Below are 21,894 nucleotides of genomic sequence, written 5' to 3'. Positions count from 1 at the left end.
TCCGGTGGACGGCTGCAGGCCGGGAACGTACTTGAGCGTTTTGTTACACATTGACTGAGTACTTGAGGTCTCGCGCTTCATCTCCGGTCATGCCACGGAAACCCCAACAGTGGGCTGGTTGCTCCTTAATCGTCACTTCCACGTCCACAGGCGAAATACCAATCTCCGACTCAATTTGACAGAACAGCTTCTTTATCAGGGCTTTCTGGGTATCGGGAGTTCGCCCCTGCATCATGTTGATTTCAATAACCGTGTAGGCGGGTGTCCTTCCACCTGGGTAATAAAAATCCTCAGCATTCATTGGGATGAAACGATGAGCCCGCTTGTCTTCTGGCATGCCCAGAACTGACCGCATACATCCGTGAATGACGTCAGAAAGCTGGGCCTTGACTGGATTCAGGTGTTCCTTAATTCCATAGATGACTATCACAATGCCTCCTGCGATGTGTAACGCGAAGCTAAGCGGTGCCCTGACAAGGGCATCCGGTGGACGGCCTTCAGGCCGGGAACGAACTTAAGCGACTGGTTAGCTGGGTGTAACGGTGAAGCCACTCCCTGGCAACCAATACGATGGCCTGCGCCACTGCTGCTTTGCACCAAAATTTGCCGGTGCACCGCATTTAAAAACACCACACTCCATACGGTGAATGAATCTGAACATCAGACTAGCAGATCAAAACCAAGCGCGCGCCGGACAGCCCCAAAAACGGAACGCTCAACTTTCTTTCACCACTGCTGAATCACTGAGCTACCAACTGACCACCCATTTAGACGGCCTTGGCAAACACCAAAACTCGCCGGTTTGCGACCAAATCTGAACCAAGGCCACTGGTGCCGAACTACCCAAAAGGCACCACATAAATCCAGCTAACGCTGAAGTAACCGGCGCCGGAGCGCAGCGGAGGGAACCAAAAGCGGCCACGCTTTTGGCGTCCGGTTGACTGCCTGGTTATGCATTTAAAGTCCACATCCGGGCACCATGCCACACTATATAAGATAAGGCGCCAAAAAGTAGGCACCAGCTCTGTAGCCCACCGTACAGCTGCATTTTTGCTTGCTGTTTTCCTATGGTCTTGTCGAGACGCACTTTGAACTGCGCGACAAGCTCAGACGCATTTTCTGCTTGAAATGAACGCAACTCGCGCTTAAATGCTAAATAGTTTTGGTTTTGAAATGAGACACTTACAGCGTACTCCACAACTTTCAAACCAGAGATAAAGCTTATAGCCCAAAGAAAAATTGCTAGTCCGAATGGAGCATGAATATAGTTCAGCGGCTCAGCTTTGGATTGAGTCATGGCAAAACCGATTGCCGATGCGGCAGCCGCTAGCAGAAAGTAAATGTATTTCTCCTGAGATGCCTTAAACTGCTTGGCAAGCTCTAACTCAAGATTCTCTGGCACCAAAGCCTCCCACTAGTAAGTGCATAACGCTGAACGAAGCGGCGCGTCTCACGCGTCCGCCTTCCGTGACTTGTTATACGATTTCATGCGATTGGGCAACCAGTTCTTTGAAATCACTTTCTTTTAAAATGCGTAATTTATGGCCTTTTAAAATCAATTGCTCTGCCTTAATGTGCTTTGAACTTTTTTCCTTGCCCGCCAGCTTTTTTATATCTTGATCACCGACTACAAGCAATGTGGTCTTTTTTGTGATGCTCGCACCGATTGTACAGCCAACACTTGCGGCTAGAATTGCTGCCTCCGCTCTGGGTATCAATAGCGCTCCAGTAAATACAAGAATTTCGCCGTATAATTCCCCTTCCGGGTTTCCTTCTCTTTGGATTGAACTACGGTTAAGTTCTATAGGTTTACCTACGCGACTAATCCATGCCTCAATATCAAGTCCCGTTTTATCTATTGCTGATAAAATAATCTGACCGGCAGCTTTGGCATCCTCTAATGCATCGTGATGCTTAAATTCATAGCCGATAATTTTGCAAATGTTAGCTAGGCCATAACCGCTCCACGCGCATTCATCCCACGTTCGTCGCGCTACACGGGCAGAATCCAACCAAGTAACCCCTAACTGTTTTAACGAGTATTTTTCAAAAGCCCGATAAATTGATACACGATCAAAGTGAGTATGACTTACACATATTGAGTCAGACAAAAATTCTGCTAACTGCAATTTGATCTCGGGGAGAGTTGGCGCGCCACCTACATCTATTTCGTCAATCCCATGAATACTTATGTTAATGTCATCAAAGTAGTCTTCGGGATTTATTAAGCTTGACCATTCTTTCTCAAGAACACCGTTCTTATATTTGGCCAAGCCAATTTGACATATCGAAGCCATATCAGCATTTGCTGTCTCTACGTCTATTGCCACAAATTCCATTTTTTACTCCTTGACCGTATAATGCCTACAACACGCGCAGCATCGTAGTGTAGCCGAAGGCGGAACGAAGAAGCTGTCGCCGTGCTTGTAATTGTTAGATGCTTGTCTAGACAACCTCAGCGTCCGGGACGTCATAAATTGTTTCTGTTACCTCACTCAGCAAGCGGTGATCTAGTAAAATTTGCATTATCGTCTTCGCAGTATCTTTGCAAACAACCAGCTTTCCATTTGCATCGAAATTAAGCCCAAAATTTCTGGTGTTATTGACATGTTGAAGCCTCTGGGGAAAGTCAGGACGCAGATACAATGCCTTGCTCTGGATGACTGTTATTCGACGTAACTGTATCGCGTTTGTACCAATGTATTCCTTCAGTGGCTGAATATCGGAAAATATGGAAGTAAAATTCGAGTCCACTGCTAATTCTTCAAAATTTGTCTTATAAACTTTCTTATCCGACATCGCACTCTCGTAGGCGCGCTTTGATTTAACAAAAACTGTTTCATTTATGCAAAAAAAGTCAAAGTACGAATCAAACGAAAATGTTTCATCCGGTGTCACTGATAGCTCACCATTTTGGAACACTGCGTTGATTACTGATTTTCTTACTTTAGGACGCCAACTAGGTGCCGCCCTTCGAATGGCGTAGACAGTATTATCGCCATGATGAAATTTAACGAGATAACCTGCTGCACCTTTTAGATTTTTCAGTTGTGCGTCGGTATTTTCTGCCTCAGGCGCATCAACCAAAGCAAGTAGAGAAATAAGCCCTTCACTCTCCTCCAAAGGATGCGTCAAGCAACTGCTTTCATTATTCTGGGAAATGGGGCTATAACCGACTTCCTCGGTGGTGCTCCCAACACTATTAATAATAGCCTCACGAAATAATGACTCTATCTCTTCATCTGTTCGTACGTGCCAAGCCCGAAACTTTGCATCTGTTGTACTCTTTTTGAAAACCCAAAGTTGTACTGTTGCTTGCTGGTAATCGAACCCTCTCCATTCTGTAAAGTCCGTCATATTACACGGCCCCCTTTGTTATATAGTTACCTTGGATAACCTCACAATGATAGTCACCAGGCGTTAGATTTGATTTGCTAAGCACCCTTGCGATACGTGATTTCCCATTGATCAATAGCTTTGCTTCGTATAGATTCCACCCGAAAATCAACAGTATCGGATTTAATATTATTTGTCCGGTCTTGAAAGTAATTATAAATAGCCATATCAAGAACACTGCGAAACCTGCGACTTTACCCAATGACCCATAATCGAATCCCATAAAAGATACGATATACGGGAAGCTGTAGCTGATTATTTCATTGGGGATCGGCTTTGCTTCAATAACCTTTACTGGATATTTATATCGGACTTTACCAAGTATTAAAAAAGTAAGAACAAGGCAAGACATTGTGATAACTAAAATAGAAAAAGTTAACCAAGTATTGTTGAATGATGGGAGTTGGCACGATTTCCAGTCGGTGCAAATACCTAAACCCCAAGTAGATTCACTGATATCTTGAAGCGCCAAGATGAGTGCCAGTGGGAAGTATGAGCCCAAGAATACGAGCAGCGCGGGTATAAATCGAAATTGCATAGGTTTATCTCCCGCATTTAACGCTGAGATAAGCGGCGGCTAAAAGCCGTCCGGTGGACGGCCGTCAGGCCGGGAACGAACTTGATTGATTGGTTAGCTGGGTGTAACGATGAAGCCACTCCCTGGCAAACACTATCATGGCCTGCTCCGCTGCTGCCTTGCACCAAAATCCGCCGGTGCACCGCGTTTAAAAACACCGTATTCGATGCGGTGAATGAACCTGAACATCAGACTAGCAGATCAAAACCCAGCGCGCGCCGGACAGCCCCACAAATGGAACGCCCAACTTCCCGTCACCACCTTTAAACCGCTGCGCTGCCAACTGCCCACCGATTTCGACGGCCTGGGCAAACACCTAAACTCGCCGGTTTTACTACCAACTATGGGCCGAGGCCATTGGCACCGAGCCACCAAAAAGGAACAACACCAATCCAGCTAACGCTGAGCACAGCGGCGGCACGTCAGTGACGTCCGGTGGCCGTAGGCCGCGTACTGCTGCGATTTGTTAGCTGGGTGTAACTGACAGCCCAGCCCCTGGCACATAAAGTGATAGCCTACTCCGCCGCTGCCCTTGCACTAAAATCCGCCGATGCCCAGTGTCCTAAAACACCGCAGCCGATGCGGCGAACGAACCTGAACGCCAGATTGCCCGGCGCAGACCCAAGTTTGCGTGGACGGCCCCACACTGCGAGCACTAAATTTTATGGCAATGCCGGTGAACGATTGATCTGCCAAACTGATCACAGACTTAGACGGCCTTGGCGTAGCTGAAAGTTACCGGTTTTGCTACTAACCTGGGCCAAGGCCACTGGCACCAAGCCACCAAAAAGGCACCACATCAATCCAGCTAACGCTGAGATAAGCGGCGGCCCGTCAGGGACGTCCGGTGGACGGCCGCCAGGCCGGGAACGTACTTGATTGATTGGTTAGCTGGGTGTAACGATGAAGCCACTCCCTGGCAAACACTATCATGGCCAGCTCCGCTGCTGCCTTGCACCAAAATCCGCCGGTGCACCGCGTTTAAAAACACCGTATTCGATGCGGTGAATGAATCTGAACATCAGACTAGCAGATCGAAACCCAGCGCGCGCCGGACAGCCCCACAAATGGAACGCCCAACTTCCCGTCACCACCTTTGAACCGCTGCGCTGCCAACTGACCACCGATTTCGACGGCTTTGGCGCAACTGAAAATACCGGTTTTGCTACCAACTCTGGGCCAAGGCCACTGGCACCAAGCCACCCAAAAGGCACAACATCAATCCAGCTAACGCTTGGCTTTGCGGCGTGCCGGAGCGCAGCGGAGGTGCGTCCGACAACAGCCATTTGTTATGTCATTTTTTTACGCCAAAACAATGCTCTTCTGAAGGGAAAGCTCCTGTTCTTACCTCTTTTTCAAACTCCGCAAACACTTCTTTGATTTGTACGCTTAGGTCTACGTACCTCTTAGCGAACTTCGGAGTATAGTCTGAGAACAGGCCAAGAATATCCTCAGTTACCAGCACTTGCCCATCACACTCGGGAGAGGCGCCAATACCGATAGTAGGGACAGCGACGGACTCTGTAACCTTCCGCGCAGCTTCCTCAAAAACACCCTCAATCAACACTGAGAATGCACCAGCTGCTTCAAAGGCTTGCGCTTCTTTGACCAATAGTTCAATTGCGTCGTCATCTCGTCCCTGAGCTTTAAACCCTCCAAGAGCATTTGCATGCTGTGGGCGAAGACCTATGTGTGGCATGACAGGGATTCCTCGGTTGATCAAGAACTCCACTGTTTCAACAAGCTCCAGACCTCCCTCCACTTTCACGGCTTGAGCGCCAGTCTCAGTCAGTATCCGTGCGGCGTTTCTATACGCCAGTTCTTTACTTTCCTGATACGACCCGAAAGGCATATCAATGACAATACAAGCCCGCTTAGCTCCACGTACAACCGCTGCACCGTGCGCAATCATCATATCCAGAGTTACAGGCAAAGTAGAATCAAACCCGTATGCGACCATCCCTGTTGAATCACCAACAATGATAAGATCAACATATGGATCCATAAACCCCGCCATCGGCTTGGTATAAGCAGTCAGAGAGACAATGCTCCCTTTTCCCTTCATTTCTCGGATTTTAGTAGTGGTAATTTTTCGATTTGAAGTGTGGGTACTCATGCTCTCTCCTTTCACGATTATTTATTCGGGCAACATAACGCGAAGCTAAGCGGTGCCCTGACAAGGGCATCCGGTGGACGGCCGCCGGCCGGGAACGTACTTGAGCGATTTGTTGGGCGTCAAAACCACCGGCGCACCTCTGCTTCATACTGACGGTAAGCCTCACCAAACTTCTCTCGCATGTGCCGTTCCTCTGGGACGATTTGAAACCGGTTCATATAAATAACGAATGCCGAAAGCAGCACAAGACTTGCTAGATTGCTCAGAAAAATGCCCCAAGCAATGAGAACGAGCAAGAACCCAACGTACATCGGGTTTCGACTTATTCGATAGACCCCGCGAACAACAAGGCTAACGGATTGATCTGGCACTCGAGGGTCGACGGTTGTGCCCGCTGACCGAAATTCCAATACGCCAAGTAACGCAAAAGCAAAACCGATTGCCGCAAACACCAGTGCTACAAGCGGAGATCCGGACAAAGTGAAACCAAGACTCGGGACAGCGACCGCCAATGTCCACATGATGCTTGCCGTAACAAGCACCTGAACAACTGGTGGAATTTTTAGCTCTAATGTCTGCACGATGATTCCTTTGGCGCCCAACGCTGAAATAAGCGGCGGCCCGACAGGGGCGTCCGGTGGAGGCCGCAGGCCGGAACGAACTTAATTGACTTGTGTACGCCCAGCATGGGCATGAACTAATGGGGTGAAAGTCCCCTGTGGGAAGGTCACCGTTCAGCCGGTTTTACCGATTGAACGCTAACCACTAGCGAATGGCAAGGGCCAATCCGTGAGGAGCGGTCTGGAGGAAGCCGCTAGCAAAACTGCGAGCTGATGAACAAGAACATCATATGAGGCGTAGGCCGGAGGCGAGTTGGCACAAGACGACGAAGCCGCGTGATCTGACGGCCACCGTAAATGATGCAGTTGCGCAGTGACAGTGCATGTTCTTATCTGGGGAGATCTGCTCAACGAGCGATCGGTCAATTACCAGTCAGGCCACTGGTCGATCAAGCCTGGGCGCAGCCGTTGCCATCGGCGGTTGCGAGCGAACGAGGTGGACAACCGATAGCGCCGATAGGGGTAACCCCGCCGGTGATTGAGCAGAAGTCAGCAGACGGCATAGTAGCCAAACGCCCATCGTAATGGTTGGGACAGGGTGAAGGCCTGAACCCGAAAATCAATGAGGAGCCTGTGCAGCTCAACGATTCCATGTCCGACCGGACTGAGGAACGTTGGCGCAAAATCAGAAGCCATCATTGGGGTAGGAGGAGGTAATCGGCCATCTTACTCTGAACGTTTTCGGGAAACGCCCTGTGCGGATCCGCATGCAGGGTGTTGTGGGGGCTGGGGGTTAGATACCCCCGGCTACCCGATTAACTGGTCTAGATCCAAACATCACCTGCTGCCGTCTGGCTACCAGACTCGTCACCAGTGTTGATCACTCCCCGTGGCTCGATCAGCAAAACTCTGGCTTCATTTTCCGCATAAGGCTTGTGTTCGATACCCTTTGGAACCACGTACATTTCGCCCTCAGACAAATCCACATGCCCATCTCTGAAGTCGATTCTAAGACTACCCTCGAGCACGATGAAGGTTTCGTTTGTATCCTTGTGGTCATGCCACACGAACTCGCCCTGAATTTTGACGACCTTGAACTGGTAGTCATTCATCTCGGCGATGACTTTCGGTGACCATTGCTCATCAAAGAGGCCGAGCTTGTTTTTGAAATTGACCGCCTGATAGCTCATGTGAACCCCTTTTCAATAACAGTTAACGCGAAGCTTAGCGGCGACCTTGTAATGAAGGCGAAGCCGCAATGAAAAGGGCGTCCGGCGGCCATTGGCCGCGTACTACAGCGATTTGTTAGGCTTGTAAGCCTTCGCTTGAGGGCTACTGTTTTGGAGCTCCACGCATGAGCCGCCAAACTACAGCAACAACAAATAGAACTAAGTGAAAACCAACGTAAACCCAATATATTGAGCCAGCTTCAGTTGGCGCGGTCGTTGAAATTGAATCTGCGGTATCAAACGCCCCTGATGAGGCAGCATCACTGAGCAATATGCTGGGACTAAGGAAGGCCGTATTGATAATATTGAGACCAAAGGTAATGCCTGACAAGGTTGGCTGTGATCTGAAAGAAATCATTGCCATCACGCTGCACAGCATGGCGATAAACACACCGCCGACCGGAATAAATATTGATAACGCACCGAAAACCAGCGCGACGATGGATAGAGCCTTCATGTTGTCTCCTTTTTGGTTTTAAATTTGCCTAATATTTGTTTAGGCATTCTTAGCAAGCGCCGGCCTGACGTGCGCCGTAGGTTGCCTGTTCTATCGTGTACTTGTCTCCGGCACCTGATGACAGTTGTTCAATTAGCCCCTTGCACGAAAAGCCCTGAATACTTAAATACTGCTGAGCCGACCTTGCCGCCTGCTTGCTCCAATCCATGTTCAGGCTATCGACAGCGGCGGTAGCATCGGCACGATTATAACCATCTCCATAATCGGATGAGAGTTGTTCAATAAGTCCGTTACGCGAAAACCCCTGTACGCTGAGATACTGCTTCGCGGATCGAACGGCATTACCCCTGGGGCCAGATAGGCCTTCTGATACCGTTGCCACGGACGGTGAATTGTAAGAGGGCGATGTACTACCGAGATTACCGCTACTGTCTACTTGGCTATATATCCAGACCCCAATTCCGCAAAATACGACAAGAACCAGCCATCCGGGAACATGATTATCCGGCGATGCTTTAGTCCGCCTCTTAGAGCCAGAAGTCGCTGCCTCATCTTCTGACTTCATCATCAAAGCCATCGGGAGCGCGACAATGAATAGCAGTGCTCCGAAGAACCACCAAGTACTGAAACTCCTACCTTTCTTTGACGCGATTGCGGCTGGGATAAGCCCCAAAAGCACTGCAAATACCAACACTTCCATTGCTGTCTCCTTAAATGCCTAATGCTTAGGTTAAGGGGCTGGCTTTAGCCAGTCCCAGTGAGCGCAGCGAACGACTTGAACCCTTGGTTAGGCAGGGTTTAAAGCTGACGCCTGTTCAGAAAAGATATTTTGCACAATGCCCGAGGTGCCAGCCTAGGCGGCGTTTGAGCGATAGCCTGCACGTACAGGCAAATTGTCACAGCGTAAATAAACGGCGTAATTATTTTAAGCCGTTTAACGTTTGTCGAAAGAGGCGTGCCCTGGCTTGCCGGGGCACGCCTCTTTCGACGGAAGGGTTAGGTCTCTGTGCGCGCATATTGGCTTTCGAGTAGCTCAAACCCGGAAAGAGCGGGGCACACGACAGATATGAAAACCAGCGGTTCAGGACCAGTGTTTAGTACGCCATGAACTTCACCTTTGTGAGCAACAACGACATCGCCTGCTGTGATCTGCTTTGAGCTGCCGGCGGCATCGAGTTGGTATTGACCGTGACCGGACAGGATTGTCCAGGTGTCTTGACCTTCAGGATGCAGATGAGCTGAAATTCTTTGGCCTGGCTTTACGTACCAAGCCACGATTGCGGCTTCAACCGACTCTGTAATGACAGACCTGAAGGGCTCGCCATCAGTCGGCTGAAGATGATTGGCGCTGGGGAAGATGCGTTTGATGCTCATGGACCGACTTCCTTTGGGATTTGCTACGATTTGTGGAGACAGTGCGCTTGCGGTTGCTCCTGAGAAACCTAATATTTGAGTTCAGCGGCTGCCGAAGGCAGTCCTTTGCAACGAAGAGTTAAACATCTTCGCGCATGAGACGAATATCGACTTCTCGCGCGACATACTTCCATTCCTCTGACGCACGCAGTTCGGACAGCAGCCTGTTGAACTCAACCTCATGGATTGGCGCGTACTCGAACCAATTAAGAAAATCGAACGGTTCATTCTCTGATAGGTCGCGGCAGTGGTGGAGCCTCCGCGCTACTGCAGGCAAATACTTAAGCCCGATTTGGATGTGCTTTGACTGTTCTTCGAAAACGCTCCGGCGCTCGTCTTGCGTGAGTTCCCACCAATCTGCGTTCTTCCGGATCGGTATTAGCGCAGCGCAGGTTGCCTCTGGGCGCGCTAGACCTTGCTGCTTCGCCACAATTTCACTCTTCTCGCTGCGCGCAACATATCGTTCATTGCTTGTTATCCCACGAAGTACCCAAGGTGCATTGGTTTCAGGCTGTACATCTGAGCCGGATACGACGTTGAGCCTTTTGGCTTCAGGCAGGGGCTCGCCAACTATGGTTTCGGTCCTCACGATTCGCCAAAGGCCAATGTCTCCGCCGACGAATGCAAACAATCGCGTACTCATTTCAAACTCCTTTCGTGTTGAGGTCTAACGCTGAGCACAGCGGCGGCACGTCAGTGACGTCCGGCGGCCGCAGGCCGCGTACTGCTGCGATTTGTTAGCTGGGTGTAACTGCCAGCCCGGCCCCCGGCACTCAAAACGATAGCCTATTCCGCTGCTGCCCTTATGCCAAGATCCGCCGATGCACAATTTTCAGAAACACCGTAAATGATGCGGCAAACGAACCTGAGCGCCAGATTACTAGGCGTGGACCCAATCTTACGTGAACGGCTCCACGCGGCGAGCACCGATCTTTATACCAACACCGCTGAGCAATTGAGCTACCAAACTGACCACCGATTTTGGCGGCCTTGGCAAACACCGAAACTTTTCGGTTTTACTACCAACTCTGAGCCAAGGCCACTGGCACCGAACCACCCAAAAGGCACCACATAAATCCAGCTAACGCTTGGCTTTGCGGCGAGCCGGAGCGCAGCGTAGGTGCGTCCGCCAACAGCCACTGGTTATACAGACTTCGCCACCAACATCTCAGTGGCGCCTTTTTGAAAGCGATAGCTGACAGGCTGCAACGAGACAGCGATTCCGTCTCTGGCTAATGCTGTCATGACAAAATCCAAATGCCTTGAGGTCTTTCCATCCAACGAGACAACAGGAAAAACGCGAACCTCGGAGGCAGCTCTACACAGCTCCCGCATTGATGCCAGGTGAGCTGCCGCATCTACATGATCACTGTAGAGAAAAAGAAAGTGAGAGCAGAGCGCTAGATCGAATTCAGAATCAGGGAATGGCAGCGAAGGCAAGGATGCTGGCACATACCGTCCTTGCTGCCGGCCATTATCAAAGTCAGAAAGAAACCTCGACATGGCGGCCATTCGAACCTTGCCAAGCTGCTCAACGCTACCCAGTGAGTCCCAAATATAGCTGTCTGCGCCCTGTTGCATCTTGGCCATGATTTCCGGATACACCTCGTCGATCCTGCGGCGAATTTCCTCAACGTTGAATTGATATACCGGATCACATGAAATGATTTGGTATCCGCGCTCTGTCGCCTCAGCATTGAAGCTTGCAGGGCCGTCGCCACAACCCAGAATCCTCTTGTTCAGATCATCATCCGACAACCCGAACATCTTCTGGTATTCCTCGAACGATCTCCCCCACGGGACTACATTAGCTAAATCCAAAATAGACTCTCCTTAGTCTGTATAACACCTAAGCATTTAATGGTCGTGCGCAGCATGACCTTTAAATGTCTGTTGGACTAAGCCGCCAACTCCGCAGCTATCGAACGACGCTTAAGGATAAAGTAATTTGAAGGCCGGACCGAAACGGTACATCTGTGGCCAGGTACGAAGCAATGTCGGCGGGTTTTGGTCTCATTCGATCCTTCACGAGGCGTTTCCTTGTTGTGATTTCCCTCAGATTACCCTGCAGATACCTGTATTTCCAGTCTTCGGCCGTATAGACGCCCAGCTCACAAGGAACTGTCGGTTTCCACCCGCTGGATCAAGGCAGACAAGCTAGCCCGTTGGCACAGCCGTTGTTCTAAATCGTGGGATCTGGCGAACCATGCGAACCAGACCGTTGTCACAGAGGAGGCAGGGCCAGCATCGCTGAGACGCCGGGCTCTCCAGTGTCGCTTCTGGTTTGGGCGGCTGCGATAAACAGTGCCGGATAACCGCCAGTTTGCGGCGTCGAGTGCAGTTGCTCAGGTAGCCAAAATGGCGAATTCGCATGAAGCCCTTCGGCAGGATATGCATCAGGAATCGCCGTACGAACTCCTGGCCATCCAGCCATTGGGTCTTCAATCGGGAATGATCCCGATAGTCCTTATAGCGGAAGGCGATTCGGTCATCCTCCATCGTCAACAAACGCCCATTACTGATGGCAATCCGATGGGTATAGCGAGCCAGATAATCCACCACGCTCTCGGCCTGGTTCAGGCAGTGTCGGGTGTAGACCACCCACTCGTGTTGCATCAGGCCGTCGAGTACACCATCAATCTCACCGTTGCGGGTCACCCGGTGCAGTTCGCCGGCGTTCACCGCCGCTCTCAGCATCGACACCATTCGCCCTCGAAAACGCCGGGATAAGGCCCGTACCGGGAACAGGTAATGGCTTTTGGCTTTGTGCCAATCACCGGTGCCGGTCAACACGCCGCCGGGGATCAGGCAATGCACGTGAACATGACGGCTCAGGTTCTGTCCCCAGGTGTGGAGCACCGCCGTCATGCCCAGCTCGCCGCTAAGGTGCCGGGTGTTGCGCCCAAACTGCTTAAGCGTGTCCCAGACTGCGGCGAACAGACAGCGATAGATCACGTCGGGATGGAGCTGAACCCAGCCGTTCAAGGTGTGAGGTAGCGTAAACACCAAATGGAAGTAAGGCACCGGCAGTAACAGGGAGCGCTGACGTGCGCTCCATTGTTCAGTTGCATGGCCCTGGCATTGCGGACAATGGCGATCCCGGCATCCGTAGTAGCAGACGGAGTGGGCCTGGCAATGATCACAACGCATGTCCATACCGCCCATGCGGGCGGTTCGGCAGTCCGTTAGGCGGGCGCAGACTTTACGACGGTGACTGTCCAGTGTCTGACCTGGCAGAAATCGCGTCAGTATGTTTTGAACGCTCAGTGTGCCCGCCATCATGCACCTCCGAGACTTGCGATCAGGTCTGCAGGACCCCCGTTTTGGGGTGTGACGCCTGGCAACCAGTGCAGATACCGTTGAGTGCTGCGCAAATCGCTGTGCCCCAAGAGCCGTTGCAGCTCATGAATGGGCAAACCCCCCTCCAGCTGGTGTGTGGCGTAGGCATGGCGCAAGGCGTGAATGCCACCGCATTTTTCAATGCCACTGGTTGTCTTGGCTGTGTGGTAGACCTTCTGAGGCGTGGTGATATGAAGGTGTCTGTCTGGCAGTAAATCACTGGGAAATAACCAGAGCATGGGATGGCGAATCTGCCAATAGCGACGGAGCGCTTGGAGTACTCCGGGAGCCAGGGGCACCATCCGGTCTTTGGCGCCCTTGCCTTTTTCAATCCGCAGCAGATGGCGTTCACCATCGATGTCTTTGACCCTCAACGCGACCGCTTCGCTGACGCGCAAACCGCATCCATAGGTGACGGATAACAGGGCTTGGTGCTTGGGGTTAAGAACAGCGGCCAGAAGGCGCGTGACTTCCTGGCGTGTCAGTAATTCTGGAATGCGCTGAGGTCGCTTGGGCAGCACCAGGGTTACATCGAAGTGCGCCCAGTGCAGCACCTTCAGATACAGAAACCGGATGCCATGGAGGTAAACACGGCAACTGGCCGGTGACAGCGAGCGCTCCTGCACCAGATAGTTGAAAAAGACTTGTAAGTCTTCCACCTTCAACTGATCGGGCGAGCGCCGATAATAACGGGCCAGCGCGGTGACGACGTAAAGATAGCTGTGCTGGGTTCGGGGGGAAAAGCCATGTTGGCACATGGCCTGGATCATGGTCTGACGTAACGGTGTCATGACGGACACTCCTCTTTTGAAAGCCCACTCGGGCTAATCAAAAGTATCGGTCAATTCACCTGATCTCGCAGGAAACTTCCAGGTTTACTCGCTACCGCGAAGCGGTTTAGTTCAACGCGAAGCACAGCGGCGGCCCGTCAGGGACGTCCGGCGGCCGTAGGCCGCGTACTGGTGCGACTTGTTAATTGGTTACCTCAATGTACCACTGGGGCTTGATGCGCCCGAAATCTTGCCGGATGTTCGATTTCAGAGCCTTCTTGGAGTCCAGCACCATTGCTTGGCCTCCCTCCCTGAAAAACACTACCCAATGCCAAAATGGTTTGCCCCGCTTCATCCGCCACTTAATGGCCATAAGAGCCTTGTCTGGGAGGCGCTCCCAGGACTCGAATGGCGTTTCTTTGGGCGACACCGAGATACCGAATTCCCGCAGAAGTTTCCGAACGTGTTCAGTCTCTGACCAAAGCGCTGTATCTGCGGCATAAATACCCAGAGCGTTGGCATTCCTTTGTGCTGCGGCGTAACTGACACCTGCAAGAGCAGCGCTTGCCGCAATACCACAGCCGGTTGCTTCTTCTTGGATGACGGCTTCCATATTTTTACCAATTAACGCTGAGCACAGCGGCGGCACGTCAGTGACGTCCGGCGGCCGTAGGCCGCGTACTGCTGCGATTTGTTAGCTGGGTGTAACTGACAACCCAGCCCCTGACACTCAAAGTGATAGCCTACTCCGCCGCTGCCCTTGCACCAAAATCCGCCGATGCACAATGTCCTAAAACACCGCAACCGATGCGGCGGTCGAACCTGAACGCCAGATTACCAGGCGCGGACCCAAGTTTGCGCGGACGGCCCCACACGACGAGCACCGAATTTTGTGCCCGCGCAGGTGGACGATAAAGCTGCCAAACTGACCACTGATTTCGACGGCCTTGGCAAACACCAAAACTTGGCGGGTGTGCTACCAAACCTGAACCAAGGCCACTGATACCGAACCACCAAAAAGGCACAACATCAATCCAGCTAACGCTGCCAGCATGCGCGGCTACGGAATGAAGGCGAAGCCGCAATGCAGTAGCCGTCGCCGTGCCTGGCCTTGTTAAAATTCGCTACTCAACAAAGCCAGCAGTGGACATTTCATTGATTATTTTGTTTGCCAAACTCTCTGCGAAAACCGTGTTAGTTATGTTAGCCAAGCCCGATGCAGAGGTACTGGCTTCCATGATGAAAGCCTTGTGCTTCGTTTCCATATCAAACATGGTTATCGAATAGCCTTGCTGCCGACTGAAGGAATACATTGCCATGGAGTTCGCGCTACCCGAAATGGTATTGCCGTAAACTGTAGCAGATCCAAATGTTTGAGACCCCATATACTGGCTGTTAGTCGCACCTGATCCGATACCAACGATTAGCCAACCATCGATACCATTCTGATCAATGATTTCGAAAATTCGAGGCTCTGAGTATTCTCTGGTAGGGGGGAACAGGTCATCCTTCGTTATGCACTCTACTGACCTTTCCCTTAGACCACTGCACAGCTCAGTGATCATTAAGTCTTTGAACTCAAAATTCGCATTCGGTGCATCAACTAATATTTTCGAGTAAGTTCGATCCCTATGCTCGGGATCGACGTGCGTTTGCATTTTTGTTGTCGCGCAACCGGTAATTAAGAGCATGAGAAGTGCTACAGATAGACTCTTCATCGATACCTCCGAAGGGATTTTAACGCTGAGATAAGCGGCGGCTAAAAGCCGTCCGGTGGACGGCCGCTAGGCCGGGAACGAACTTGATTGATTGGTTAGCTGGGTGTAACGATGAAGCCACTCCCTGGCAACCAATACGATGGCCTGCGCCATTGCTGCTTTGCACCAAGATCCACCGGAGCACTGCGTTTAAAAACACCGCAACCGATACGGTGAATGAACCAGAACGCCAGATTAGCAGATCAAAACCGTGTTCACGGCGAACAGCCCCACAAACGGAACACCTAACTTTCTGTCACCGCTATTGAAACGCTGAACTAACAACTGACCACCGATTTTGACGGCCTTGGCAAACACCGAAACTTATCGGTTTTGCTGCCAGCTCTGGGCCAAGGACACTGGCACCGAACCACCAAAAAAGAACCACATCAATCCAGCTAACGCGAAGCACAGCGGCGGCCCGTCAGGGACGTCCGGCGGCCGTAGGCCGCGTACTGGTGCGACTTGTTAATTGGTTACCTCAATGTACCACTGGGGCTTGATGCGCCCGAAATCTTGCCGGATGTTCGATTTCAGAGCCTTCTTGGAGTCCAGCACCATTGCTTGGCCTCCCTCCCTGAAAAACACTACCCAATGCCAAAATGGTTTGCCCCGCTTCATCCGCCACTTAATGGCCATAAGAGCCTTGTCTGGGAGGCGCCCCCAGGACTCGAATGGCGTTTCTTTGGGCGACACCGAGATACCGAATTCCCGCAGAAGTTTCCGAACGTGTTCAGTCTCTGACCAAAGCGCTGTATCTGCGGCATAAATACCCAGAGCGTTGGCATTCCTTTGTGCTGCGGCGTAACTGACACCTGCAAGAGCAGCGCTTGCCGCAATACCACAGCCGGTTGCTTCTTCTTGGATGACGGCTTCCATATTTTTACCAATTAACGCCTTGCTCACCGGCACATACTACGAAGAGCGTTTTTGTGTAAAATTGAGCGTAGCGATACACAAAAACGAGCGTAGCAGTATGTGTCCGAGTGGAGCAACTTGTTATGCATTTTGTTGATAGTCAGGCCTTAAGCCCTCAGTTAAGTATTTGTTTATTTCGTATTTCAGGTGTTCGAGAAAAAACTCTTGACCACTCATATCATAAACACGGATAAACTTTGCAGAAATGTTCATTAGCACATTCCCAGAGATTTTTTCACCTTTGCTATCTGCTGCTTGTGTAAAAGCACGCATAGTTGTCTGCACGATTTCAAGAATTTTTTCATCTGAAATTTTCTTGTTATTAACTAGTAACGGCCTATACATATTAACAGTTGCATCATTCAACTCATCAAGAAGAGTTCTCTTCTTTTTTCTAAAAAATCCAAACATCATTATCTCCTAACGATCAATTTTTGACTCTTCAATAATCTTATTGATTGAATCCAAGTTATTACTAGATCTTTCCCAAACAACATCAGATTCGATGACGTTGTCATGCTTTTTTTCTTTACAATCCCGATTGTAAATAGAATCTTCTTTTTTATTAGCAATACAATCCATGCCGTATACAAATAGAGCCGTTCCTGGAGTTCCTATCGCTAACGGAGCAAGAAGAACATACGGAGCGAAAATTAGCAGAAGAATACCAATTATCACCGAGCCGAAGCAAAAAACTAGCCACGACACTAAAGCCGAAATGGCAAAGCCCCAAATAACTAGGCCACCGAGCAAGCTTAACAGGCCTATTAAAGTTCTCATTTTTTCACCGAATGATAAATCATACTAAAAAGAAGAAATACTGATGTCCCTACAATTACAATTGGCCAAAAAACAGCTGTTAGCAATGCAGTAAAAAAACCATTTTGTAATTGTGCAACAAATAGCAAAATGGCAATGACGATATAAATTCCCTCTAACATAAAACTCTCCTGTTAATCTTACTCAACTGTTGACTGTAAGGTTTCAAGTAAAGTTTCGAGTTTGCTCACTAAGGAGTGGTCAACACTGTTGTTATTTAAGGCAACAACAAGGTAGTCCGTAACATTTGTGATTTGCTCTTGCGGGATATCAGATATGCTCATTTCTGCTAAAGTTAAGTTAATGTTTTCACAGTCTAAGGGGGATAAGTCGCCACCATCTTTTACTGAATATAACTTTGATATGGTCATTTGAAGCTCCAGATTTCGATTTTATGCATAACGCGTTGGCTTTGCGGCGCACCGGAGCGCCAGCGTAGGTGCGTCCGACAACAGCCATTTGTTAGAGTAATCTTCGCGTATTCTGTGCTAAAAATCATACCTATCTCGCTTAGGCTTAGAGTGGTAGCTAGGTAGGTAAATTGATCCGTAAAATGAAAGAATGTCTTCGCGCTGACATTTAATCCTGTGTTTTAGAATACTGATCATTTGATCAGAATGTTTTAGCATTTCATCTATGATCACGTTATCTATCGGTGACTTTTTACCCAACCCCTCGTGCAGGTTATAAACTCTATCTAATGAGGTAGGATGTGTTTCCGACACAGAAAATTTCTTGATGCCAAAGCTAACGTTGGCTTCTTCTAAGAAATGAAGATAAAGCAGTACTGAAAACGCGCCCTGCGCTATATTCTGAAAAGCCTCTTGGCTGCGATAAATATTTGTCAGAGCACATAGATCTGCCTGAAACTCAAGACTGTGATTGTAGGTTTGTAGATCACCTAAATAATTACTACTGCTAGAATCATGATCAAAAGCTGTCTCGGGTGAAGAAATATGACCACAGAGCAAATGCGCATATTCATGGCCATAAGTGAATTGCATTTGGTTGCTTACAAGGTTGTTCAGCTCTCTCTCTGTTTCTATGGGGAGCGAAGCACGCGGATCAATGTCAAAATCTAGAGCCTCGACCCCATTCATGATTCTTACTGCAATCAGTAAAGCATCTACACTGTCAATCATCTCAATTCCAAGTTGATTTCCGTAGAATGCTATATTCATAAAATAGTAAAACTGCTCTAAGCTTTCAGACACTACAACGACGTCACCTACCAAGGAACGCATACACAAAGCATTTGCTTCTGGTATAAATGCTAGGCCAGACGGCGTACCTTTAACGATTTTTGCATTAGATCGCGATAAGTTTTTAATATATTTCTTGTGAAAGAAATCTTTTGAATGATAAAAGTGTGTTAATGCCCAAGGGCGCCCTCCCTTTTCAAAATCTTTTTTTCTCGATGCCATGACACGGACTGCTCTAGGGTTGTTTACGATCGCATTAGCCCGCAATCGCAGCAGATAGTCATGGGGACCACTAATTTCTCTCAGACGTAAGATTTCGTTTCTTGAGCAGAATTCAATGAAGAATGCCTCATCACGCGAAAGCCCCTCGGTCTCTTTACATGTGATAATGTTTCGCAAGTGGAAAAGTTGCCCTCCTTCTCCAGGTATGATGACGCCTTCAGCCGCGCGCTTCGCACCAGGTATGGCAGATAACAAATGACGTACCTTTTCCTCATCCATGCGGCTTTGTTACGACCTCTTTCATTTTTGATTGAAACTCAGACTTGATCATCGCTCTAACGCTGAGCTTAGCGGCGCCCTTGTAATGGAGGCGAAGCCGCAATGTAAAGGCCGTCCGGCGGCCATGGGCCGCGTACTAAAGCGACTGGTTATGTGTAATTACTCCGGGAGTTGTTTCGGCCAACTTCCAGATCCCTTTCGGGGTCGATTCCGCCGCACAAACAGTCTTGCTCTGTCTCAACTTGGTGCAAGCCCAACGCATATCGTATTGCCATGTATAAAAAAGATCTGCCGATGCCCTGAGCTCCCGCTCGTGATCTCTCCAAAGTAATTTCGCAACCTCAACTATGGAACCACTCCCGCCCAACTCACGAAGCGCTTCTACTACCCAGCTTTGCAGATCTAAACGAGATACCATTTAAAAACCCCTGATTACACATAACGCCCGGCTCACGCGCCGGTTTGGAGCCGCGTAGCGGCGGAAAATCGGTCGTTGTGCAGCCGATTGTTATATTTTTATGGTCAGCAATGTATGCATTCTTTTGACAACCATCAGAATGGTTAGAAGCAAATTCATCACCACCATCAGAATCACAGGCGAGACTAAATATAATTTTAAGTCAGCATTAAAAGTCAGCTTACTTATCGATACACTGAAAACATCATCCGGTAAAAATGTGTAAACCAAACAAAAAAACACCAAAATAACAGATACTACAATGGCATAGCATATATTAAAATATAGCTGTTCTAGAAGCTTCTTCTTCAATTCTATATTGTGCTTACTTTTCTCTCCGCTTACATCCCTCAATTTCTCACCCTGGTCGTATACAAGAACTAAAACACTTAACAACAGAGCGGTAAATATTGCGCCGAAATTTACCAACAGCGAATTCGCATCACCAGTTACCTTTATACCGAGAAACGAGAGGAAAAAGGCTAAAGCTAACGGAATGCCATAGAATGTAAAGTAATCAATAACGCTAACTCTTCCAGAAGAAGCGTCATTTAATGTAGTTATATGACCAGTCACTATTGACCATATGTTGATTTTTGAGCTCATGAGTTTGGGACCTCAACATTTAGTCCAGGGTACATTGTGTGCGCATACTCACCCACAATTTCTCTTACCCAAGAGTTAATTTTCACAAAGTCTGGAACTCCGTCGTCTCCAACAATATCTTCTTCAACTTCTATTTCACACAAAGCGCTGGTTGTGTTTCTTCCGACATTAAATGTTCTCCTTTTCCCACCCATCTCAACAACAGTTTTTACCTGAGCACCGTAGTTACCCATTATTTCTACAGCCTGCATCTGTGGGCTGTTTGGATTTAAGTAGTCCCTTAACTTTCCCATTCCGCCCCTCCTAGGAGGTTTAATAATAAGCTCTTGCTCACCGTGGCCAAGCAGCCTAACTTGGTCGGCAATATCGCTTAACCCGACAAACTTTGTCAATTTCACTTCTTTGGCGGTGGCGTCAAGCCATGCATTTACAGCATTATCATAAGTAAGGGGGTTCATTTGGATAACCAGGCCAGTTATACCCTTGAAATACTGAGAAAACAGCGTGTAGAACAGGGTTTTCACTCCAATGCCTCGGTATGAATGCATGAATGCCATAGCTTCATTAAAGCCCTTTGGGATGAAGTAGTGAATGTAATGCTTGATTATTTCCGCATTATCTTTTGCCTTCTCAAAGTCGACATCACCTGTTACGACATTGATAATGTCAGTTTTAATTCCATAGGTTCCAACATTGAACCACCCAAATATCTCTCGCGTATCTTCATTAATGCTCAAGGACTCAAACTGATAGACTTGCTTCGAATCCTCAATAATATTGTAAGCACCCGTATTGGTGTTTAAAAAATCACGCAATATATAAAACAGGTCTTTATCTCCAAGATTATCGAGTGTGCTGTATCGCTCTTCGATTCTCCCTTCTAGACCTTTATTGAAGCATCGAAACAGGTAGGGTGCTACAGCATGCATTTTTACTTCCTTAAGTTTTTTAACTTTGCGCTTGACCGAATCTCACACAAAAATATAACGCTTGCAGCAGGGGCGCGACTTTGGGAGCGTCCCTTGCCTGCACTTGTTATACGGCAAAACTACTGGACCAACGGCTGGATTACTTTGGCAAGCGCGAGACCGAGTGTGCGATGTTGATCTTCATCTAGGTGAACACCGTCGACACGGCTTGTCGGCGTAACCGAACCAGCATCGAAAAAATGACAACCACATTCTGCCGCTACGGCTTGAATTGCGTCGGCCAGACCCACGGCTTTATCTTCTGCACCTTTGAATTTAGGCGCGATACTGCCCTTGGCCTTTTCCAATTTTGGGGGCGCCACAAGCATAATTGCCGGTACTGACATTCCGGGTTCTATGGGAGCTCGCCGTATTGCACCGACAAGAGCTTTTAAACCTTGTGCAGACTGCCATGCGGTCAAATTGTGCATAGACTGAAAATCATTGGCGCCCAATAACATGATCACCAATGACAACGCCGAATTGATCTCCATGCACTTTTCCAGGCCTTCACGTCCGTTGCGACCCGGCTTGAAAGGATCATCCCATACGGTACGACGGCCATTAAGACAGTCTTCAATAACCCTAACAGACGTACCTGCATTGAGTAGCGCATTCTCCACAACCCCCGGCCACCTTTGATCAAAGCGAAATCGACCACGAGTGTCAGGGATGATGCCCCAACTCAACGAATCTGCGTATACCAAGATTTGGTGCATTGCCTAAGCCTTCCTTGCCGTATAACGCGAAGCGCACCGGCGACCTTTTTGGAGCAAAGCGGAGAAAAGGCCGTCCGAGTGCCGCGTATT

At 49.1% G+C, this 21,894-nt stretch carries 26 protein-coding genes; all 26 read right to left on the bottom strand.

Annotation, left to right across the window (positions count from 1 at the left end; genetic code table 11):
• Nucleotides 1-43: 43 nt before the first annotated feature.
• Nucleotides 44-430, bottom strand: coding sequence for a tautomerase family protein (locus ATI45_RS15720; RefSeq protein ID WP_098420584.1), 387 nt, complete (start codon nucleotides 428-430; stop codon nucleotides 44-46).
• A 519-nt stretch (nucleotides 431-949) separates the two neighbouring features.
• Complete coding sequence (locus tag ATI45_RS15715; RefSeq protein WP_098420582.1) at nucleotides 950-1,402, bottom strand: hypothetical protein; 453 nt, start codon at nucleotides 1,400-1,402, stop codon at nucleotides 950-952.
• A 73-nt stretch (nucleotides 1,403-1,475) separates the two neighbouring features.
• Nucleotides 1,476-2,339: an exonuclease domain-containing protein gene (locus ATI45_RS15710; RefSeq protein WP_098420580.1), complete on the bottom strand. Its 864-nt coding sequence runs from the start codon at nucleotides 2,337-2,339 to the stop codon at nucleotides 1,476-1,478.
• 106 nt (nucleotides 2,340-2,445) lie between these two features.
• Nucleotides 2,446-3,357, bottom strand: a complete 912-nt coding sequence (locus ATI45_RS15705) for a Kiwa anti-phage protein KwaB-like domain-containing protein (RefSeq protein WP_098420578.1) — start codon at nucleotides 3,355-3,357, stop codon at nucleotides 2,446-2,448.
• 1 nt (nucleotide 3,358) lies between these two features.
• Entirely contained in the window at nucleotides 3,359-3,934 is a 576-nt protein-coding gene (locus ATI45_RS22440; RefSeq protein WP_218926150.1) for a hypothetical protein, read from the bottom strand.
• Nucleotides 3,935-5,267: 1,333 nt separating this feature from the next.
• On the bottom strand, nucleotides 5,268-6,089 hold the full coding sequence (gene panB / locus ATI45_RS15680; RefSeq protein WP_098420576.1) for a 3-methyl-2-oxobutanoate hydroxymethyltransferase: 822 nt from the start codon (nucleotides 6,087-6,089) through the stop codon (nucleotides 5,268-5,270).
• A gap of 119 nt (nucleotides 6,090-6,208) precedes the next feature.
• Nucleotides 6,209-6,670: a methyltransferase family protein gene (locus tag ATI45_RS15675; protein WP_098420574.1), complete on the bottom strand. Its 462-nt coding sequence runs from the start codon at nucleotides 6,668-6,670 to the stop codon at nucleotides 6,209-6,211.
• An 803-nt stretch (nucleotides 6,671-7,473) separates the two neighbouring features.
• Nucleotides 7,474-7,839 (bottom strand): cupin domain-containing protein, encoded by a 366-nt coding sequence (locus ATI45_RS15670; protein ID WP_098420572.1) that lies wholly within the window; start codon nucleotides 7,837-7,839, stop codon nucleotides 7,474-7,476.
• A gap of 142 nt (nucleotides 7,840-7,981) precedes the next feature.
• On the bottom strand, nucleotides 7,982-8,335 hold the full coding sequence (locus ATI45_RS15665) for a hypothetical protein (RefSeq protein WP_098420570.1): 354 nt from the start codon (nucleotides 8,333-8,335) through the stop codon (nucleotides 7,982-7,984).
• Between the two features lie 49 nt (nucleotides 8,336-8,384).
• Nucleotides 8,385-9,035 carry an Ltp family lipoprotein gene (locus ATI45_RS15660; RefSeq protein ID WP_218926149.1) on the bottom strand — a complete coding sequence of 217 codons (651 nt, stop codon included), beginning with the start codon at nucleotides 9,033-9,035 and terminating at the stop codon, nucleotides 8,385-8,387.
• 296 nt (nucleotides 9,036-9,331) lie between these two features.
• Complete coding sequence (locus tag ATI45_RS15655) at nucleotides 9,332-9,709, bottom strand: cupin domain-containing protein (RefSeq protein ID WP_179888420.1); 378 nt, start codon at nucleotides 9,707-9,709, stop codon at nucleotides 9,332-9,334.
• Nucleotides 9,710-9,827: 118 nt separating this feature from the next.
• On the bottom strand, nucleotides 9,828-10,391 hold the full coding sequence (locus tag ATI45_RS15650; RefSeq protein ID WP_098420568.1) for a chlorite dismutase family protein: 564 nt from the start codon (nucleotides 10,389-10,391) through the stop codon (nucleotides 9,828-9,830).
• A gap of 500 nt (nucleotides 10,392-10,891) precedes the next feature.
• The gene (locus tag ATI45_RS15640) at nucleotides 10,892-11,569 is read right to left on the bottom strand and encodes a class I SAM-dependent methyltransferase (RefSeq protein ID WP_098420567.1); all 678 of its coding nucleotides are present in this window, start codon (nucleotides 11,567-11,569) and stop codon (nucleotides 10,892-10,894) included.
• 336 nt (nucleotides 11,570-11,905) lie between these two features.
• Nucleotides 11,906-13,030: an IS91 family transposase gene (locus ATI45_RS15635; RefSeq protein WP_228735995.1), complete on the bottom strand. Its 1,125-nt coding sequence runs from the start codon at nucleotides 13,028-13,030 to the stop codon at nucleotides 11,906-11,908.
• On the bottom strand, nucleotides 13,027-13,878 hold the full coding sequence (locus ATI45_RS15630) for a tyrosine-type recombinase/integrase (protein ID WP_098420563.1): 852 nt from the start codon (nucleotides 13,876-13,878) through the stop codon (nucleotides 13,027-13,029). Before ATI45_RS15630 ends, ATI45_RS15635 begins: the two co-directional genes overlap by 4 nt.
• Before the next feature lie 181 nt (nucleotides 13,879-14,059).
• The gene (locus tag ATI45_RS15625; RefSeq protein WP_098420598.1) at nucleotides 14,060-14,470 is read right to left on the bottom strand and encodes a hypothetical protein; all 411 of its coding nucleotides are present in this window, start codon (nucleotides 14,468-14,470) and stop codon (nucleotides 14,060-14,062) included.
• Nucleotides 14,471-14,981: 511 nt separating this feature from the next.
• Nucleotides 14,982-15,575 (bottom strand): hypothetical protein, encoded by a 594-nt coding sequence (locus tag ATI45_RS15620; RefSeq protein WP_096275975.1) that lies wholly within the window; start codon nucleotides 15,573-15,575, stop codon nucleotides 14,982-14,984.
• Nucleotides 15,576-16,082: 507 nt separating this feature from the next.
• Nucleotides 16,083-16,493, bottom strand: coding sequence for a hypothetical protein (locus ATI45_RS15610; protein ID WP_098420561.1), 411 nt, complete (start codon nucleotides 16,491-16,493; stop codon nucleotides 16,083-16,085).
• Between the two features lie 120 nt (nucleotides 16,494-16,613).
• A complete protein-coding gene (locus tag ATI45_RS15605; protein WP_134030999.1) occupies nucleotides 16,614-16,946 on the bottom strand; it encodes a hypothetical protein in 333 nt (110 codons plus the stop codon).
• 6 nt (nucleotides 16,947-16,952) lie between these two features.
• Entirely contained in the window at nucleotides 16,953-17,312 is a 360-nt protein-coding gene (locus ATI45_RS21975; RefSeq protein ID WP_134031002.1) for a hypothetical protein, read from the bottom strand.
• Nucleotides 17,309-17,473, bottom strand: a complete 165-nt coding sequence (locus ATI45_RS22300) for a hypothetical protein (protein ID WP_179888419.1) — start codon at nucleotides 17,471-17,473, stop codon at nucleotides 17,309-17,311. The genes ATI45_RS21975 and ATI45_RS22300 overlap by 4 nt, the downstream gene beginning before the upstream one ends.
• 18 nt (nucleotides 17,474-17,491) lie before the next feature.
• Entirely contained in the window at nucleotides 17,492-17,722 is a 231-nt protein-coding gene (locus ATI45_RS15600) for a hypothetical protein (RefSeq protein ID WP_098420557.1), read from the bottom strand.
• A gap of 117 nt (nucleotides 17,723-17,839) precedes the next feature.
• Nucleotides 17,840-19,054 carry a hypothetical protein gene (locus ATI45_RS15595; RefSeq protein ID WP_098420555.1) on the bottom strand — a complete coding sequence of 405 codons (1,215 nt, stop codon included), beginning with the start codon at nucleotides 19,052-19,054 and terminating at the stop codon, nucleotides 17,840-17,842.
• A gap of 508 nt (nucleotides 19,055-19,562) precedes the next feature.
• The gene (locus tag ATI45_RS15585; RefSeq protein ID WP_098420551.1) at nucleotides 19,563-20,117 is read right to left on the bottom strand and encodes a hypothetical protein; all 555 of its coding nucleotides are present in this window, start codon (nucleotides 20,115-20,117) and stop codon (nucleotides 19,563-19,565) included.
• On the bottom strand, nucleotides 20,114-21,046 hold the full coding sequence (locus tag ATI45_RS15580) for a hypothetical protein (protein WP_098420549.1): 933 nt from the start codon (nucleotides 21,044-21,046) through the stop codon (nucleotides 20,114-20,116). The genes ATI45_RS15585 and ATI45_RS15580 overlap by 4 nt, the downstream gene beginning before the upstream one ends.
• 119 nt (nucleotides 21,047-21,165) lie before the next feature.
• Complete coding sequence (locus ATI45_RS15575; protein ID WP_098420547.1) at nucleotides 21,166-21,804, bottom strand: SGNH/GDSL hydrolase family protein; 639 nt, start codon at nucleotides 21,802-21,804, stop codon at nucleotides 21,166-21,168.
• Nucleotides 21,805-21,894 lie beyond the last annotated feature (90 nt).

Origin of the sequence: Marinobacter sp. LV10MA510-1 (assembly GCF_002563885.1) — a bacterium.
In the GTDB taxonomy this organism is placed as follows: Bacteria; Pseudomonadota; Gammaproteobacteria; order Pseudomonadales; family Oleiphilaceae; genus Marinobacter.
This window is presented reverse-complemented; position numbering and strand designations above follow the sequence as displayed.